The following is a 14,591-nucleotide window of genomic DNA, read 5'->3' on the forward strand; positions in this document are numbered from 1 at the left end:
GCATTTTATCATTGCTGAACTAAAAATAATATACAATTAAACAAAAATTAAAAGGAAGTATCGTGCCTAATGTGAAAATAAGCTTTGTAGTGCCTGTTTTTAACAAAAAAGAGCACATTAGGGATTGTTTAAATTCGCTTATATCTCAAGACATGGATGATATTGAGATTATAGTTATTAATGATGGAAGTACTGACAATACGCTAGAGATATTAGAAGAATATAAAGATAAAATAATATTAAAAACAAAGAGCAATGCCGGTGTTAGTGCTGCTAGAAATGACGGTATATTACTAGCTAGTGGGAAATATACTATCTGCGTAGATGCTGATGACTATGTGGAAAAAGATTATGCTTCAAGTGTTTATGATATCGCAGAAAAATTTGATGCCGACATAGTGATAACAGATATGTGTAAGGTCTATGGTCATAAAAAGCTCCTTTTGAAGGATTTTGAGACAAAAGAGGATGGCGTAATCGATAAAAACGAGTATCTAAAAAGGCTTTTAGCCTCAAGGCACAACAAAGTCTTGCATAATGCGGCAAATAAGGCGATTAGGACTAAAATTTTAAAAGAAAATTTATTTCCAGTTGGGATCACGCAAGCTGAAGATTTTCATACTGTAGTGAGAAATGTTATCGCTTCAAAAACTCTTGTAAAGCTAAATAAGGCTTTTTATTGCTATAAGATTGGAGACAACAACACTGCTGGTTTTGAAAAACTAAAAGCCGTAATGGATCATAAATTTGTTTATGATGACATAATCTCAATTTTAAAAAACAAAAATTTAGCTCTTGAAATGGTGCCAGATCTAGAGCTTAGAAAGATAAAAAGCGTCTATATGCCAGCCATTTCGGCGAGACCAAATCTAAAAAATAGTAGCTATGTAAAGGCACTTGATCTTTTTTATGCAGATATTGATAGCATCATAAACTCAGCTGGTTTTTCAAAGCTTAGATTAAAACAAAGAATTTTGCTTAAAGTGCTAAAAAATATAAAATCGTACGAAAATGTATCAAAAATTTTAAAAATCTTTAATACAATAAATGGCTTTTTGTCAAATAGAAAAATGAAAGAATTTAAAGAGTAGAAAATGATAAATATACTTGAGCTTGAAAGCTCTCTTGGATTTGGTGGGCAAGAACACCGCACACAGCGTGTGATAAATGGGCTAGATAAGAGTAAATTTAAGGTTTTTTATGGGCTAAATCCTGGCTCAAAAAGCTTTGAGAAGCAAATAGAGTGCGAATTTGTTGAGTTTAGTCTCAAAAAGTCTTTTAATATCTTTGAAATTTTAAAAATTTGCAAATTTGTAAAACAAAATAATATAAAAATCATCTCAACGCACTCAGGCAAAGATGGTACCATTGGAGCGATTGTGGGTAAAATTTGCGGCGTTAGCGTGGTTCGCACTAGGCATTTGCAGCTGCCTATAAGCTCTCCCATACCTTACAACCTAAGCACAAAGGTAGTTGGCGTTTGTGACTCAGTTTGCGCTGATCTTATCAAAAGAGGTGTTAAAAAAGAGAAGGTTCTAAAAATCTACACTGGCATCGATACGCAAAAATATACGCCAGAATTTAAGATAGATATGAAAAAAGAATTTGGTCTAAGTGACGATGTAGTAGGCATTTGTATTGTGGCAGTGTTAAGAGCTGCTAAAAATCATAAGCTCTTAATCGATGCATTTAGCGAGTTAAATTTAGAAAAATCAGCCATTTTTATCGTAGGTGATGGCCCGCAAAATAAAAATCTAAAAGAGTATATAAAAGACAAAAAAAATATCTTTATGCTTGGCAACAGAACAGATGTGAGCGATTTTTTGGGCTCACTTGATATCTGTGTGTTACCTTCAGAGATGGAGGCTATCGGTGGAGCGCTGCTTGAGGCATCTTCGTGCAAGCTAGCTACTATTGGAAGCGATGTGGGCGGACTTGGCGAGGCGGTAAGTAATGGCAAAAGCGGATTTTTATTTGAAAATGGCAACAAAGAGGAGCTAAAGAAGGTGCTCGAAAGGCTCATTTTGGATGAAAATTTAAGAAAACAGATGGGTGAGTTTGGCAGAGAGTATGTAAAAGAGATATTTAGTATCGAAAAAATGATAGAAAATACTCAAAATTTATATATGGAACTTGCAAAATGAGCGTAACAGTTTTAATGTATCATCATGTGCTTGAAAAGAGTGGGTTTATTGCAAGTAGCGTAGATGAGTTTAGAGATCAGATGAAATTTTTAGCTCAAAATGGCTACAAATCGCTAAGTTCGGCCGAGTTTGTGGCATATAAAAAAGGTGAGCTTAGTGTGCCAAAAAAGAGTGTCTTTATCACATTTGATGATGGCTGGAAGGATAATTTTGTCTACGCATATCCTATTATCAAGGAATTTAATCTTAAAGCGACTATTTTTCTAGTTGCTGGCTGGATAGAGCAGGCGAGTAGAAAAAGTGGCGAGTTTATAGAGTTAGATCATAACGAATACAAAAATGCTGCACCAACTAGACCTGAAGATGTATTTTTAAACTACGAGGAAATAGCAAAGATGAAAGAGTGCTTTGACTTTCACTCGCATACTTATACGCATTTTGATGATTATTTTGGTATTTGTGAAATGAAAGAAAATTTTACAAAATGCAAAGAATTTATATATAAAAATTTTGGCTTTGATGACAAGCTACTTTGCTGGCCAAGAGGTAAATTTAATGATGAGCTAAAAAATGTGGCAAAAAGCGCTGGCTATGAGGTATTTTTCACAACAAAGCGTGGGATAAATAAACCCGATGGTGTGCTTGATGATATAAGGCGAATAGCGGTAAAAAAAGATGCAAATTGGCTAAAAAAGACACTATTTATCTATCAAAATGACTTTTTAGGCTCACTATATTCAACACTAAAATCTTAGGAGAAATTTTACTTTGTAAAAATTCTCTCATTTTTAGCTATATGTTTTTCATAAAATCTTGAAATTTTGTATGAGAAATTTTTATTAGATTTTTTAAAAAGAGAATTTATCTTCTCTTTTTGCTTTCTTTGGTTTTCTAAGCTAGAGCTATTTAGTTCCTCTGGATGAGAAAAGATGTTGCTAAAGTACATTTTTATATCAGTGTTTTTTAGGATCGCCTCCCATTTATCGGCCCCGTAAAGACCATCTTTGTAAAAATCAAGCAGAGCTTTTGCACTCTTTCTTGTTAGAATGTAAGCAGCCGTTCTATATATACTAGCATATGAGTATGGTGAGATAAAATATAAATTTTTTTTTATTTTTTTGCCAAAAGCACGAAATCTACTATTTAATCCATCTTGCACACCGCATATCAAAATGCTATCACTACTTATATCTTTGCATAGCAAAAAGGCCTCATCTATTAATTCGTCATTTCCAATAACATCATCCTCTAATATTAAAGTAAATTCCGCGTTGCCTTGTAAAAAATCCTCATAAGCTTTTATGTGTGACATTGTGCATGCTAGCTCACCTGGTGTCGCAATTAATGGCGGTATCTTAAATTTATAATCTTCATTGCAAGATTTTAATAAGCAATCTATCATGGCACTGTAATACTCATTGACACTAAAATTTTTAGCATCAACCGCATCTATTATTTTAAATTCATCATATCTTTTAAATTGTCTTTGTAAATTTTGCCTTCGCTCTTCATCTCTTTTTAATGATATTACATAGAGGGGATTATTCATTTTTTGCTCCAACTTTTAAGTCAAATTCTAACTTGACTTTATATGCAAGGCCTGCTAGATCAAGCTCTTTTTTGTTTATATGCTTTTGGGTGTTGATTAAATCGTCACTAGAATTTCTTTTATAAATTCCAGCGATTCGAGCTTTTTCATCAGCATTTAAAACACAAAGAATGTCGCATTTGCTTATACGTAAAAGTGGATTTGCGCTTACGTATATTACGACTTTTACAAACGGAATGATAAATTTAAAAAATGGTTTTAGCTCATCTTGATGATCGCTTTTGATTTTTATCTTTGGACGAGCTATAAATAAATTTAGACTCATTACATCATCGTCGATTACAGCGATTTGATAAGGTTTAAAGTTTTTAAATCCATTTTTCCTAATTTGTTTTGCAAGTGTACTTTTGCCACTACCATGAAGCCCAGTAAGAGCGATTAAGACTTGTTTTTTATCTTTTAAAATTTCTTTACAAGCCTCGTTTAATGCTTCAAGCATTATTTATAGCCTCTATTTCTAAAATTTGAATATAAATTTCCTAGCACTGGCGTAGAATAGATAAAAAGCTTCTTTTTAACTCTAAAAATGTAATCACTCTCGCTCTTTGCATTGTTTGATATATCGATACGTCTTATCTTAAATTTATCATCTCCTACGCAAAATCCGCCATCTATCACGCTAAAAGCAAAGTCATAATAATCTCTCACGACTTTTAGTGAAAGCTCATTAAAATGCCCTTTGGGAAAGCAAAACCCAAATTCTTTTTTTTTAGGAAATAGCTCTTTTATCTTAGCAAGCGAGCTAGAAAATTCCTCTCTTAATTTTACTTCATCGTTACTTTTGCAAGAAAAGTGGCTCGCTGTATGGCTATCAAACTCAAAAAGGCCACTCTCTTGCATCTGCCTGATCTCGTCTAAATTTAAAAAATACTCACCATCTTTTTCGTAGTCTATTTCTTTATGTTTTTTAAATGCAAAGTCGTAGTTTTGCCTTTTAAAATCTTTAATCTTATCTGTTATCAAAAAGCACACAGCTGGAATATTTAGCTCTTTTAGGATAGGAAATGCAAATTTATAATTATCAAAATATCCATCATCAAAAGTTAGCAAAATGCTCTTTCTTGAGGCTTTTACTCGGCCACTAGCTATATCTTTAAACTGGCTGTAGTTTATAAATTTATAGCCCTCATCTAGCGCCATAAGAAGTGCTTTTTTAAATAGCTCTGGTTTAATGGCAAAGTCATTTTCATTGTTATTACAGTGGTGCATCGTTAGCACGCAAACTGGGTAGTTCATTTTTGCTCCAGTAAATTTTTAATAGCCTCTTTTAGCGCTTTATGGCTAAAGTTTTCATCCACAAATTTAAAGGTGTTTTGTGAGTAAATTTTGGCTTTTTCAGGCTCATTTATCAGCTCCAAAATGCACTCTTTTAGCGAAATTTCATCTAAATTTTTAGCACAAAGCCCACGCTCTTTATCTTTAACTAGTACGTTCATCGGCGCGTTGTCATAGACCACGATAGGTACTTTTGAGCTCATTGCTTCAAGCAAAACTGTACCAAGCCCCTCAGAGTGCGAGGCAAATACATAGATATCAAAGCTTTTTATGATATTTGCCGCGTCTTTTCTAAATCCAGTAAATATAATCTTATCTTTATTGCTAAAAATCGAGGCAATCTCGTTTTTTGTGCTTTCGCTGATATTTCCTGCAAATACTATAGTAGCGCCCTTTTCTTTTAAAATTTCTTTTGCTGCATTTGCAAAGTCGTAGACACCTTTTTTGCGGTAAAGCGAAGTAAAAGTACCGATGACTAGCTCATCTTTATTGATATTAAACTCATCTCTAAAAGTACTTTTTGTGCTATCGATCATTTCTACATCAACCGTACTTGGCATAAAAAAGAGCCTATCTTTGCTAACGCCGATATTTAGCAGATACTCCTTAACACTAGTTGAGATGTACAAAATTTTATCAAATAGTCTTTTGTGCATGAGTTTTGAAAGAAAGCCTTTTATAGGAAAAAGATTGTGTCTTTCCTTATAAAATTTAACGCCCTTACTTCGGTAAAATAGTCCGGCAATGGCCCCAACCCAACTATCAGTTGATCCATGAGTTATGACCACATCTATATTGTTATCTTTTATTGCTTTGCAAATGGCCGGTATGCTTTTATGAAAATTTTTCTTGCTCATCTCTTGTGCTATAACACTAAAGCCTTCTTCTTTTGCAATGCTTTCTATCTGAGAGTTTGGGTTGCAAAAAAGTATGACATTATGACCAATTTCACGCATAAAACGCATCTCGTTTAGTGTCTTATTTTGCTCACCACCCCAATTAAAAAGTGTCTGCGTGTGAATAATGTTCATCTGCCTATCCTAAAATTTCTTTTATTTTGGCTTTTATTTTTGGCATTTCGTCACTAAAATCCATCAATGTTTTTTCTACACCATGCCTTGCTATGCCTTCTTTGTCGCAAGGCACAAAATCCCAATCTTTTTGATAAACAGTGTGTTTGCCCATACTTTGTATGCCATTTTGCGCTGTGTAGCCATTTTCCATGAGTGAGTTATCCCAAGGCCCCCACTCAAAAGCATTGCTTGGACCAAAAAAGGCGATCACTGGCACGTCATTTGCCGCAGCGATGTGCATTATAGCTGTATCCACTCCGATAAAAAGGCTTGAGCACTTTGAGAGAGCGATCGTTTGTTTCAAATTTAGCTTACCGCCTAAATTTATAGGCTCACTTTTGCAAATTTTTAACACGCTTGCTAGCTTTTCTAGCTCATTTTCTTTATTATCACTTGTTAGCACAACCTTTACGTCAAGCTCATTTTCGCAGTAGTCGATGAGCTCTGCCATGCTCTCGTCGTTTGCGCATTTAAACATCCAGCGGCTTGTAAGATGCATATGCACAAAGCGTTTTGGTAAATTTAGATGATCCACGCTCTCATTTGAAAATACACTAACTTTCTTGCTAATCGGTTCAAATCCTAAAGCTCTTAGCGCGTTTAAATTTAGATCGACCGTGTGAGAAAAATTTTCGTAGTATTTTGCCTTTACACTTAAGAGCTTGTTTATCGCCTTATGCTTGCCTAAAAAGCCAACTATCTTCTTGATCTTGGCGTACTTTGCGATGATGACGCCGCGGTCTCCAGTTGTCGTTTGCACCGCCATATCGTACTTCTCTTTTTTGATCGCTCTTATAAATTTTAGCTCGGTCATTAGCTTTTTAAAAAAGCCAGAATTTGCACTTTGTCTATCGTAAATGTGAATTTTATTTATGTAAGGATTGCCTTCTATCATCGCTTCTGTGCCTTTGTTTAGGGCAAAGTCGATGGTCGCGTCTGGGTAGTAGTGGTGCAAATTTTCAATGAGCGGCGTGGTCAAAAGTACGTCACCAATGTTTCTAAATTTAATCACAAGTATTTTCATTTTATATATTTCCAAAATGTGTACTGGGCGTAAAGTCTAGCGATGATGTAGCCAGTAAAGCCCTCTTTAAAGCCACCTTTTAGCACGTAAAGCTTAAAAAATGTCCACGCTGGACTTGTAAGCGCCTTTAGTAAATTTCTCTTTGCTCCCATGCTTGAGTAGCGATTTTGCTTAGCTATAAACTGCTCGATGCTCTCATATGCATAGTGCAAGAAGTGATTTTTAAGCGCGCCAAGCTTTTGTGTGCTGTCATTTAAAACGACCTTTTCATGCACAGCTCTGCCATCAAATTTGGCAAAATTTTTGTTAAAAAGCCTCACTGTGTAGTCTGGATAGAGCCCCATATTTTTGATCGCTTTGCCAAAGAAAAAATTTAGCCTAGCTACGTTGTAAGCCATAAATTTAGGCTCTTTTAGCGTGCTAATGATCTCATTTTTAAGCTCGTCTGTAATCATCTCGTCGCTATCAAGCACAAATACCCACTCGTTTTTAGCTAGATCCACGCCCTTTTGCTTTTGCGCGCCAAATCCCAGCCATACTTGCTCGTAGAATTTAACATTACTAAAATTTTGACAAATTTGCTTTGTACTATCGCTTGAGCCACTATCAACCACAATGACCTCATCCGCAAAATTTGTACTTTCTAGCACTTTTTGCAGATATTTTTGGCTGTTAAAAGTTAAGATGACGACACTTAGCATTTATACTCTTTTTCGTAAAATCTTTTAAAGCGTTTGTGAAACCAAAAGTATTCCTCAGGCCTTGCTCTAACCATCTCTTCGCACGCGCTACACTGCATCTGCGTCGCTTTTTGCACGGCATCTTCTTTGTCAAACGTACTTATGTCAATAGGCTGCTCAAAGTAAATTTCGTTTAAATTTTCATCTTTTTGGTAGATAAATGCGTTTATGATAAGGGCATTTGTCTTTTGCGCTAGCACGCTTGCTGCTGGTGTGTGAAGCACATCTTTGCCAAAAAACTGCACCTTTATGCCATCTTTTGGAGCGGTGTTTTGATCGACTAAAATCCCTACTATTCGTCTAGCTTTTAGCGCTTTTAAAATATCTTTTGCACCGCCATCTTTGTCGATGAGCTCCACGTCAAACTGCGATCTGTTTGCTCTTAAAATTTTATCCATGATGCTACTATCAAGCCTTCTACCAAGCACTGAAGATGGCCCAAAATGAGCTGCGACAGCTAAGCCAAATATCTCCCACTGCCCAAAATGCGCTGTTGTAACTATGATAGACCTGCTAGACTTTATTGCGTCAAGCAAAAAGTGCTCATTTTTAAAAACAACTTGCTCTAGTATCTTTTGTTTTGTCGTGTTTTGATTGAGGATGAAATTTATACCAAGATATTTTGCGAAATTGTAGTAGCATTTTTTGGCGATTTCAAGCTTCTCTTCTTTAGTTTTTGTCTCGCCAAAAGCAAGGTTTAAATTTGTCATCACGACGTGAAATCGCTTTTTATTAAGCTTCATATACGAAAAAGCTAAAAATTTAGCGAGCAAATCTCTAAGTGAGCTAGGTAGTAAAAATATAAAAAATTTTAAAGTATAAAAGCCAGCTAGATAGAGCCTATCCATTTAGTAGCCTTTTTGCAAAATTTGCAATCGTTTCTGGGAAAATCTCTCTTATGCAAAAGTCGTTTTTATCGATACTTCTCGCATCTATTTGCTTGCCCATATCTATAACTAAATTTTTATCCGTGATGTAAGCATTTCTGTGGCTTGGACGGTTGCCAAAAAGCGTGATAGAAGGCCTATTCATCGCCCAAGCAAGGTGCGTTAGACCACTATCGTTGCCAATTACTAAATCACAACTTGTAATGAAGCTTATCATCTCTTTTATGCTTAGTTTTTCAAGTAGTTTTGCTGAGGTGCCTGAGATGATCGCCTCAGCCCTTACTTTCTCGCTCTCACTTCCGTAGCAAAGGTAAATTTTACATCCATCAAGTAATCTAATTACGTCTTTAAATTTGTTATAAATTTTACTCTCTTCGCTTGCAAAGGCAGCGATCAAAACGCGTTTTTTATCACTTTCATTTTTATAAATTTCACTTGCTTCAAAGCAAGGTACTTTTTCTAAAATTTCACTTGCTTCAAAGCTAAAATTTAGAGCAAAAGCTACAAGCGATAAATTTCTAATGATTATATTTTCGTTGTAATCAATTTTAAATTTATGTCTATAAAGCCTAGCTGCGATCTTTTCTTTGACACTCTCTCTGCTAAAGCCATAAGTTTGCTTGCCTATTATTTTTGCGACGACGGCTGATTTAAAAAGTCCTTGCAGATCGATCACTTTGTCAAATTTACCAAGCGTTTTTAGTATCTTGTAGCTTTGTTTAAAGCTTTGCTTAAGCGGTAAGACGACTAGCTCGTCGATAAGTGGATGATCTTTCAAAAGGCTTGCAAAACGAGCATCAACCAGCCACGTGATATGGGCATTTGGATAGTGCTTTTTGATAAACTGAAGCACAATAGCTGCGTGCACGATGTCCCCAAGAGCGGAGAGTTTGACGATGGCTATTTTTAGTTGATTTTTGTTTTGCATTGATCACTTTAGATATAAATTTTTGGTATGATTTTAAAAAAAAATGCTTAAAAAAGGGCTAAAATGGCGAAAAGTTACATCTGTGTCTTTGACTGCGAGACGATACCTGATGCAAATTTGATAAGAAAAATTTATGGCATTGATGGGAGCGATGAAGATGTGAGCGTGCAAGCGATGGCGCTGCAAAAAGAGGCCAGTGGAAGTGAGTTTTTGCCTGTGATGTTTCATAGAGTAGTCGCGATCTCTGCGGTAATGGCTGATGAGTATGGCAAATTTTTAAAAGTTAGCACGATGGAGGGCAGGGACGAGCGCGAGATCATCGCTAAATTTTTAAAATTTATAAATGATTATAACCCAAGGCTTGTTAGCTTTAATGGCCGTGGCTTTGACCTGCCGATGTTAATGGTGCGTGCGATGCGCTACAACCTAAACGCGGCGGCATATTACGAGAGCGAAAACAAAGAGCTAAATAAAAACAAATGGGAAAACTATAGGGCAAGGTATTCGCCTAAATTTCACCTTGATTTGCTTGATTTTATAAGCGATTTTGGAAGCGTAAGAGGGCTAAAGCTCGACACTCTTTGTGCTAGCTTAAATTTACCTGGCAAGTACGACGTACACGGCGATCAGGTGCTTGAGCTATACTATGCAGGCGAGCTTGATAAGATCAACGAATACTGCGAAAGCGACGTGCTTAATACCTACTGGCTCTTTTTAAAATTTGAGCTTTTACAGGCAAATATCTTGCAAGATGACTATATAAATCACCTAAACGTGATGAGTGAATTTCTAGCCAAAAACTGCGCTCACAGAGGATACACTGAGGTCTTTTGCACTGCGATAAGTGATGAGCTAGCTAGACTTAATGGCAAGCTTGATTATGAGATAAAGATCCAAAAAGAAGACGATGAAGAATTTGATGATTTTAGTGATCTTGACGGCACAAAAGATACGCCAGAGCAGCTAAATGAGCGTTTGGCAAGACAAGGACTTGATGGGCTTTTAAAAAAAGCTAGCGAGGTTGCGTCAGCTACAAAAAAAGATAAGAGTTTTTCTGAAGAGAAACTACCTGAAATAAATTTGGACGAAGAATAGAAAATCTATGCTTTTAGGCTGTAAAATATCTTTTGCTATTCTATGGAATTAATATCCTGATCCGCGGAATATCACGGGTATTCAAATCCAAATTCATACTCTTTTAAAACTCCATTAGAAAAGATGAATTTCTCGTAATAAAGTGGCATGTCAAATTCTTGCAAGAGGTTGCTCTCGTTTTGCTCAGTGATGTAGGTGACGATAGAGGTGGCATTTTCTTCTTGTAGATCGTTTGGCTTGCCTAGCTTCTTTAAAATTTGGTCTTGTTTGTCACCAAGTTTGATGCCAGAATTTGTAGTGAAATCTTTTATTATATTTGCTTTTCGCAAAATATTTTTGATGCTAATTGGGTCACCTATGACTGCTAAGTTACCTTTACCCCACTATTTTCTGTTTGTTCAAATTTTTAGGTCAATATTTTATAGTAACTTTGCTAGGCATTAAAAGTTTATAAGCATATAAATTTTTGTCCTATTAACATGTTACTCAAATTACCTAGTTACTGCTTATTTTTTCATAAAATTTTTTCTCATGTCACTGAGAATTTTTGGAGTGATTTGATTTATATAAAGTCTATCGTCTTTATCATGATTCGTATAGTAATTTTCTACTTTGCTAATCTTTTCGTCGCTCGTATTTTCATCTATGTATCCAAATTTCCAAGTGTACTCATACAAATAAAATTCCGAGGCTAATTTTTTAAAAAGTATATAAAAATCTACTATATTTCCGTCTCTGTCTTGAGCCCCGCCTTTAAACTCAATTATATTACCACTAGCCGTAACGCTCCACATAGACATATCATCATAACAGAAACCCCATTTTTTCATTTTCTCTTTGTAAATAATGGTACACTCTTTTATGTCTATTGCCCGCCCCAGGTTGTTCTCATTATAATTACGTAAAATCTTTACAGAATAGCTATTGCTGCCTATTTTAAAATAATAGTTAGATACGTCTTTGTATTTAAAATTTTGTATTTCATCTTTTCCCATACCATTGCAAGCCAGCAATGATACTAATAAAAATACACTATTTAAAAATTTGAAAAATTTCATATTCTATGATCCATCGGTACTATATCCATTAGGATTTTTTATTAGTAATTTTTTAACAGCATCCGTATCATATTCTACACACTTGTCGTTACATTGAAAATTCAAGACTTTTGTTAGAAGCGAAACAATGATCGAATTTTCTTTTTTGTTTAACTCATAGCAATTAGTTACATTGCTCCTTGTGTTATTTAAAGAGTAGCTATTGATGATACAAAGATTTTTCTTTTTATTTATTTCTGTAAAAAATACTGATTTTATTTCATCTAGAATGTCTATAATATCAGGTTTTATTAAGGTTTTATCTATGTTTAAAAGCACCATTTTTGTTTTGTTGTTTTGCGTTTTTAAAAACGTAAGCACAGCTAAAGCACCATCTAATTTTACTGCAACTGGCTTATGGGGCATTGTATTATTGCTATCTATTTTGCATTGCTCCCAGTCATCTTTTGTCCATTGGCTTTGAAGCTTTTTAGAGATAAACATGCAGTTTATTTCGGCTCTATTGGCATTTTTTTGAGGCTCAAAAACGTTTAAATTTATGACTATTAAAAAGCTTATTAATAGTATGGTTTTAAATTTAATCTTTTATCCTTTGTAAATTTATTAGTCAGGTAAATTCTTGGATGTAAATTTATAAACATCTACGCTACCATCTTTTTCCTCATATAGCCATAGCTCACAGATATTTTCAGGATTAGTGTCAAATAACTGAACCAAGAGAGTGTTTTTGTTTATCCATTTAAAATCAAAGTCATAAGAATAGTTATTTGCATCATAGGTCTTGTATCTTATATTTTTCATACATTCTATGTCTTTTATAGGAGGTTCATAAATAAGAACATTTAAAATCGGCTCTTTATACATATTTAATATTGTATCTCTGCGGTAAGTGACCATACTTTCAACCCAAATTTTCTTTGCAAGCTTTTTACAGTCTTTATTCAAAAACTTTTTAGGTATCGTTTTTCTTTCCCAATCATCCCCACTAATCTCTATTGCAAACGACATATTTAATGCTATAAGTGATATTAAAGCTATTTTATAGATCGTTTTCATTAGTACGTTATTCACAATCAGTCAGGTAAATTCCAAGATATAAAATGATATGCATCTACTTTGTCATTTTTCTCTTCAAATAACCATAATTCACAACTGTTATCAGGATTGTGCTCACTTTTAGGGGCAAATAATTGAACCAAAAGAGCGTTTTTGTTTATCCATTTAAAATCAAAATCATAAGTTAGATTGTCTGCGCCATAAGCTATATATCTCGTGTCTTTCATACGCTCTACATCTTTTAACTCTGGTTTTGGTGAAAAAAATAACGTTAAAATATAATCTTTACATACATCTAATATAGTAGCACCAACATAAGTATACATACCGTCGTTCCAAATTTTCTTTGCAAGTTTTTTACAGTCTTTATTTAAAAGCTTCTTTTGTATCGCCTTTTGTTTCCAACTATAATAATAATCATCTGTTGCAAATGATAAATTTATAGCTAAAAGTAAAGCTAAGATTATTTTAAAGATTGATTTCATAAATATATCGTTCATTATTAGTCAGGTAAATTTTTAGACGTAAAACTATATACATCTACACCACCATCTTCTTCTTCATATAGCCATAACTCACAGCTTGATTTAGAATATTTATCAGCATGAAAATGTAGTTGTACCAAAAGACTTTTGTTGTTTAACCACTTAAAATCAAAGTCGTAACAAAAATTTTTATTACACTCTTTGTATTTTTGATTTTTTAGATGTTGTATTTCTTTAATTTTTAAGTCGTAGTCTCCATATAAATTTAAAATAGGCTCTTTGTATATATTTAATATAGTTGTTTGACGATAGGAAACCTTGCTTTCATTCCAAATGTCTTTTGATATTGTTTTGTAACCTTGACTCAAAAACTTTTTTGATATTGTCTTTTGCTTCCAGCTATCATAATAATCATCTATATAATTATCTGTTGAAAATGATAAATTTACAGCTACAAGTAAAGCTAAGATTATTTTAAAGATTATCCTCATAATATTTCCCCAAAAGTATTTTTATATCCCTCTTTTAATATCTCAATAGGATCTGCTAAGTCTTTACGTCTTTTAAATTTATTGTTTGGATCATTAGTGACAGTCAAAGCATCACAATAGCTATTAAAAATTTTTTATTTTCATAGTAATATCCTATTTCTTCGGCTTTGAAAAAAAGTAGAAAAATAAGCAAATAAAAGAAAATCTAAAAACCACTATACTTTATATCTTTTTAAATTTATTTTGATCGCTGCAATTCTTTAAAATACTCTTTTGATATAAGCATATTTTTTGGTATCCATTCCTTTTTGTTTAATGTCTCACACTCTTCAAAATTTACTATAGCTCTTTTGTTTTTATCGGCATCTATTCGTAGTGCTAGGTAGCATCCATTGCCTTCATATATGTATTCATCTGCAAAGTAGGCTACTTTCTCGCCATATTCGTCATCATCTGTCTCTGGGTCAAGATCTATATTTTTATTCCTGGCTACTCCAGATATTTTTACAATATCTTTATATGCGTTATTTTCATAGGTTAGACTAAATTTGATCTTATCTTTTGCTATCTGCTTTGTACTTAAATCTATACTTATGGTATCTGTTTTGTATGTAAAGACTTGTGCAAACGAACCACTACAAAAAAATACTATAAAAAATATAAATAAAATTTTTTTCATCTAGTTTCCTTTATGTTGTCAATATTGCCATTTTCTATAGTAGGTAG

Annotated in this window: 19 protein-coding genes; 4 read left to right on the top strand and 15 right to left on the bottom strand. The window is 33.9% G+C overall.

Translation table 11 applies throughout. The features are described 5' to 3' along the window. Window positions 1–62 precede the first annotated feature (62 nt). Genes F3H00_RS06105 through F3H00_RS06115 form a run of 3 tightly spaced genes read left to right on the top strand, consistent with a single transcriptional unit; the run spans window position 63 to window position 2,899 of the window. Window positions 63–1,091: a glycosyltransferase family 2 protein gene (locus F3H00_RS06105; protein ID WP_187424085.1), complete on the top strand. Its 1,029-nt coding sequence runs from the start codon at window positions 63–65 to the stop codon at window positions 1,089–1,091. Window positions 1,092–1,094: 3 nt separating this feature from the next. Beyond that, window positions 1,095–2,144, top strand: coding sequence for a glycosyltransferase family 4 protein (locus F3H00_RS06110; RefSeq protein ID WP_148799153.1), 1,050 nt, complete (start codon window positions 1,095–1,097; stop codon window positions 2,142–2,144). Further along, window positions 2,141–2,899, top strand: a complete 759-nt coding sequence (locus tag F3H00_RS06115) for a polysaccharide deacetylase family protein (RefSeq protein ID WP_021091761.1) — start codon at window positions 2,141–2,143, stop codon at window positions 2,897–2,899. The genes F3H00_RS06110 and F3H00_RS06115 overlap by 4 nt, the downstream gene beginning before the upstream one ends. Window positions 2,900–2,907: 8 nt before the next feature. Here the strand turns inward: F3H00_RS06115 and F3H00_RS06120 are convergent, their stop codons facing one another. Genes F3H00_RS06120 through waaC form a run of 8 tightly spaced genes read right to left on the bottom strand, consistent with a single transcriptional unit; the run spans window position 2,908 to window position 9,680 of the window. Further along, entirely contained in the window at window positions 2,908–3,693 is a 786-nt protein-coding gene (locus F3H00_RS06120; RefSeq protein ID WP_148799155.1) for a glycosyltransferase family 25 protein, read from the bottom strand. Beyond that, window positions 3,686–4,192, bottom strand: a complete 507-nt coding sequence (locus F3H00_RS06125) for a nucleoside/nucleotide kinase family protein (protein WP_148799157.1) — start codon at window positions 4,190–4,192, stop codon at window positions 3,686–3,688. Before F3H00_RS06125 ends, F3H00_RS06120 begins: the two co-directional genes overlap by 8 nt. Further along, window positions 4,192–4,989 carry a polysaccharide deacetylase family protein gene (locus F3H00_RS06130; RefSeq protein ID WP_148799159.1) on the bottom strand — a complete coding sequence of 266 codons (798 nt, stop codon included), beginning with the start codon at window positions 4,987–4,989 and terminating at the stop codon, window positions 4,192–4,194. The genes F3H00_RS06125 and F3H00_RS06130 overlap by 1 nt, the downstream gene beginning before the upstream one ends. Then, window positions 4,986–6,059: a glycosyltransferase family 4 protein gene (locus F3H00_RS06135; RefSeq protein ID WP_148799161.1), complete on the bottom strand. Its 1,074-nt coding sequence runs from the start codon at window positions 6,057–6,059 to the stop codon at window positions 4,986–4,988. The genes F3H00_RS06130 and F3H00_RS06135 overlap by 4 nt, the downstream gene beginning before the upstream one ends. A 4-nt stretch (window positions 6,060–6,063) precedes the next feature. After that, complete coding sequence (gene rfaQ / locus F3H00_RS06140; protein ID WP_148799163.1) at window positions 6,064–7,125, bottom strand: putative lipopolysaccharide heptosyltransferase III; 1,062 nt, start codon at window positions 7,123–7,125, stop codon at window positions 6,064–6,066. Beyond that, window positions 7,122–7,826, bottom strand: a complete 705-nt coding sequence (locus tag F3H00_RS06145) for a glycosyltransferase family 2 protein (RefSeq protein WP_148799165.1) — start codon at window positions 7,824–7,826, stop codon at window positions 7,122–7,124. Before F3H00_RS06145 ends, rfaQ begins: the two co-directional genes overlap by 4 nt. Continuing rightward, the gene (locus F3H00_RS06150; protein ID WP_148799166.1) at window positions 7,820–8,713 is read right to left on the bottom strand and encodes a lipid A biosynthesis lauroyl acyltransferase; all 894 of its coding nucleotides are present in this window, start codon (window positions 8,711–8,713) and stop codon (window positions 7,820–7,822) included. The genes F3H00_RS06145 and F3H00_RS06150 overlap by 7 nt, the downstream gene beginning before the upstream one ends. Continuing rightward, window positions 8,706–9,680: a lipopolysaccharide heptosyltransferase I gene (gene waaC / locus F3H00_RS06155; RefSeq protein ID WP_148799168.1), complete on the bottom strand. Its 975-nt coding sequence runs from the start codon at window positions 9,678–9,680 to the stop codon at window positions 8,706–8,708. The genes F3H00_RS06150 and waaC overlap by 8 nt, the downstream gene beginning before the upstream one ends. A gap of 63 nt (window positions 9,681–9,743) precedes the next feature. Here waaC and F3H00_RS06160 point away from each other — a divergent pair, with 63 nt between their 5' ends. Next, window positions 9,744–10,775 carry a 3'-5' exonuclease gene (locus tag F3H00_RS06160; RefSeq protein ID WP_148799170.1) on the top strand — a complete coding sequence of 344 codons (1,032 nt, stop codon included), beginning with the start codon at window positions 9,744–9,746 and terminating at the stop codon, window positions 10,773–10,775. 71 nt (window positions 10,776–10,846) lie between these two features. Here the strand turns inward: F3H00_RS06160 and F3H00_RS06165 are convergent, their stop codons facing one another. From F3H00_RS06165 to F3H00_RS06200, 7 genes are all read right to left on the bottom strand, one after another. Then, a complete protein-coding gene (locus F3H00_RS06165; protein WP_222862598.1) occupies window positions 10,847–11,104 on the bottom strand; it encodes a hypothetical protein in 258 nt (85 codons plus the stop codon). Window positions 11,105–11,281: 177 nt separating this feature from the next. After that, window positions 11,282–11,833 carry a hypothetical protein gene (locus F3H00_RS06170; protein ID WP_149703771.1) on the bottom strand — a complete coding sequence of 184 codons (552 nt, stop codon included), beginning with the start codon at window positions 11,831–11,833 and terminating at the stop codon, window positions 11,282–11,284. 3 nt (window positions 11,834–11,836) lie between these two features. Next, the gene (locus F3H00_RS06175; protein ID WP_148799176.1) at window positions 11,837–12,316 is read right to left on the bottom strand and encodes a hypothetical protein; all 480 of its coding nucleotides are present in this window, start codon (window positions 12,314–12,316) and stop codon (window positions 11,837–11,839) included. 120 nt (window positions 12,317–12,436) lie between these two features. Further along, window positions 12,437–12,889, bottom strand: a complete 453-nt coding sequence (locus F3H00_RS06180; RefSeq protein WP_103604319.1) for a hypothetical protein — start codon at window positions 12,887–12,889, stop codon at window positions 12,437–12,439. A gap of 17 nt (window positions 12,890–12,906) precedes the next feature. Further along, on the bottom strand, window positions 12,907–13,374 hold the full coding sequence (locus F3H00_RS06185; RefSeq protein WP_148799178.1) for a hypothetical protein: 468 nt from the start codon (window positions 13,372–13,374) through the stop codon (window positions 12,907–12,909). 17 nt (window positions 13,375–13,391) lie between these two features. Beyond that, window positions 13,392–13,865 (bottom strand): hypothetical protein, encoded by a 474-nt coding sequence (locus tag F3H00_RS06190; protein ID WP_148799181.1) that lies wholly within the window; start codon window positions 13,863–13,865, stop codon window positions 13,392–13,394. 238 nt (window positions 13,866–14,103) lie between these two features. Beyond that, window positions 14,104–14,544 (bottom strand): hypothetical protein, encoded by a 441-nt coding sequence (locus F3H00_RS06200; RefSeq protein ID WP_148799183.1) that lies wholly within the window; start codon window positions 14,542–14,544, stop codon window positions 14,104–14,106. Between the last annotated feature and the right edge of the window lie 47 nt (window positions 14,545–14,591).

Source organism: Campylobacter concisus (genome assembly GCF_902460845.1).
Lineage (GTDB): Bacteria > Campylobacterota > Campylobacteria > Campylobacterales > Campylobacteraceae > Campylobacter_A > Campylobacter_A concisus_X.

What these genes read in the sequence shown, in the direction of transcription:
- F3H00_RS06120 (WP_148799155.1), bottom strand. Translation starts at nt 3,693, where the DNA reads ATGAATAATCCCCTCTATGTAATATCATTAAAAAGAGATGAAGAGCGA.
- F3H00_RS06180 (WP_103604319.1), bottom strand. Translation starts at nt 12,889, where the DNA reads ATGAAAACGATCTATAAAATAGCTTTAATATCACTTATAGCATTAAAT.
- F3H00_RS06125 (WP_148799157.1), bottom strand. Translation starts at nt 4,192, where the DNA reads ATGCTTGAAGCATTAAACGAGGCTTGTAAAGAAATTTTAAAAGATAAA.
- F3H00_RS06170 (WP_149703771.1), bottom strand. Translation starts at nt 11,833, where the DNA reads ATGAAATTTTTCAAATTTTTAAATAGTGTATTTTTATTAGTATCATTG.
- F3H00_RS06160 (WP_148799170.1), top strand. Translation starts at nt 9,744, where the DNA reads ATGGCGAAAAGTTACATCTGTGTCTTTGACTGCGAGACGATACCTGAT.
- F3H00_RS06115 (WP_021091761.1), top strand. Translation starts at nt 2,141, where the DNA reads ATGAGCGTAACAGTTTTAATGTATCATCATGTGCTTGAAAAGAGTGGG.
- F3H00_RS06145 (WP_148799165.1), bottom strand. Translation starts at nt 7,826, where the DNA reads ATGCTAAGTGTCGTCATCTTAACTTTTAACAGCCAAAAATATCTGCAA.
- rfaQ (WP_148799163.1), bottom strand. Translation starts at nt 7,125, where the DNA reads ATGAAAATACTTGTGATTAAATTTAGAAACATTGGTGACGTACTTTTG.
- waaC (WP_148799168.1), bottom strand. Translation starts at nt 9,680, where the DNA reads ATGCAAAACAAAAATCAACTAAAAATAGCCATCGTCAAACTCTCCGCT.
- F3H00_RS06190 (WP_148799181.1), bottom strand. Translation starts at nt 13,865, where the DNA reads ATGAGGATAATCTTTAAAATAATCTTAGCTTTACTTGTAGCTGTAAAT.
- F3H00_RS06110 (WP_148799153.1), top strand. Translation starts at nt 1,095, where the DNA reads ATGATAAATATACTTGAGCTTGAAAGCTCTCTTGGATTTGGTGGGCAA.
- F3H00_RS06175 (WP_148799176.1), bottom strand. Translation starts at nt 12,316, where the DNA reads ATGTTTATCTCTAAAAAGCTTCAAAGCCAATGGACAAAAGATGACTGG.
- F3H00_RS06135 (WP_148799161.1), bottom strand. Translation starts at nt 6,059, where the DNA reads ATGAACATTATTCACACGCAGACACTTTTTAATTGGGGTGGTGAGCAA.
- F3H00_RS06150 (WP_148799166.1), bottom strand. Translation starts at nt 8,713, where the DNA reads ATGGATAGGCTCTATCTAGCTGGCTTTTATACTTTAAAATTTTTTATA.
- F3H00_RS06200 (WP_148799183.1), bottom strand. Translation starts at nt 14,544, where the DNA reads ATGAAAAAAATTTTATTTATATTTTTTATAGTATTTTTTTGTAGTGGT.
- F3H00_RS06185 (WP_148799178.1), bottom strand. Translation starts at nt 13,374, where the DNA reads ATGAAATCAATCTTTAAAATAATCTTAGCTTTACTTTTAGCTATAAAT.
- F3H00_RS06130 (WP_148799159.1), bottom strand. Translation starts at nt 4,989, where the DNA reads ATGAACTACCCAGTTTGCGTGCTAACGATGCACCACTGTAATAACAAT.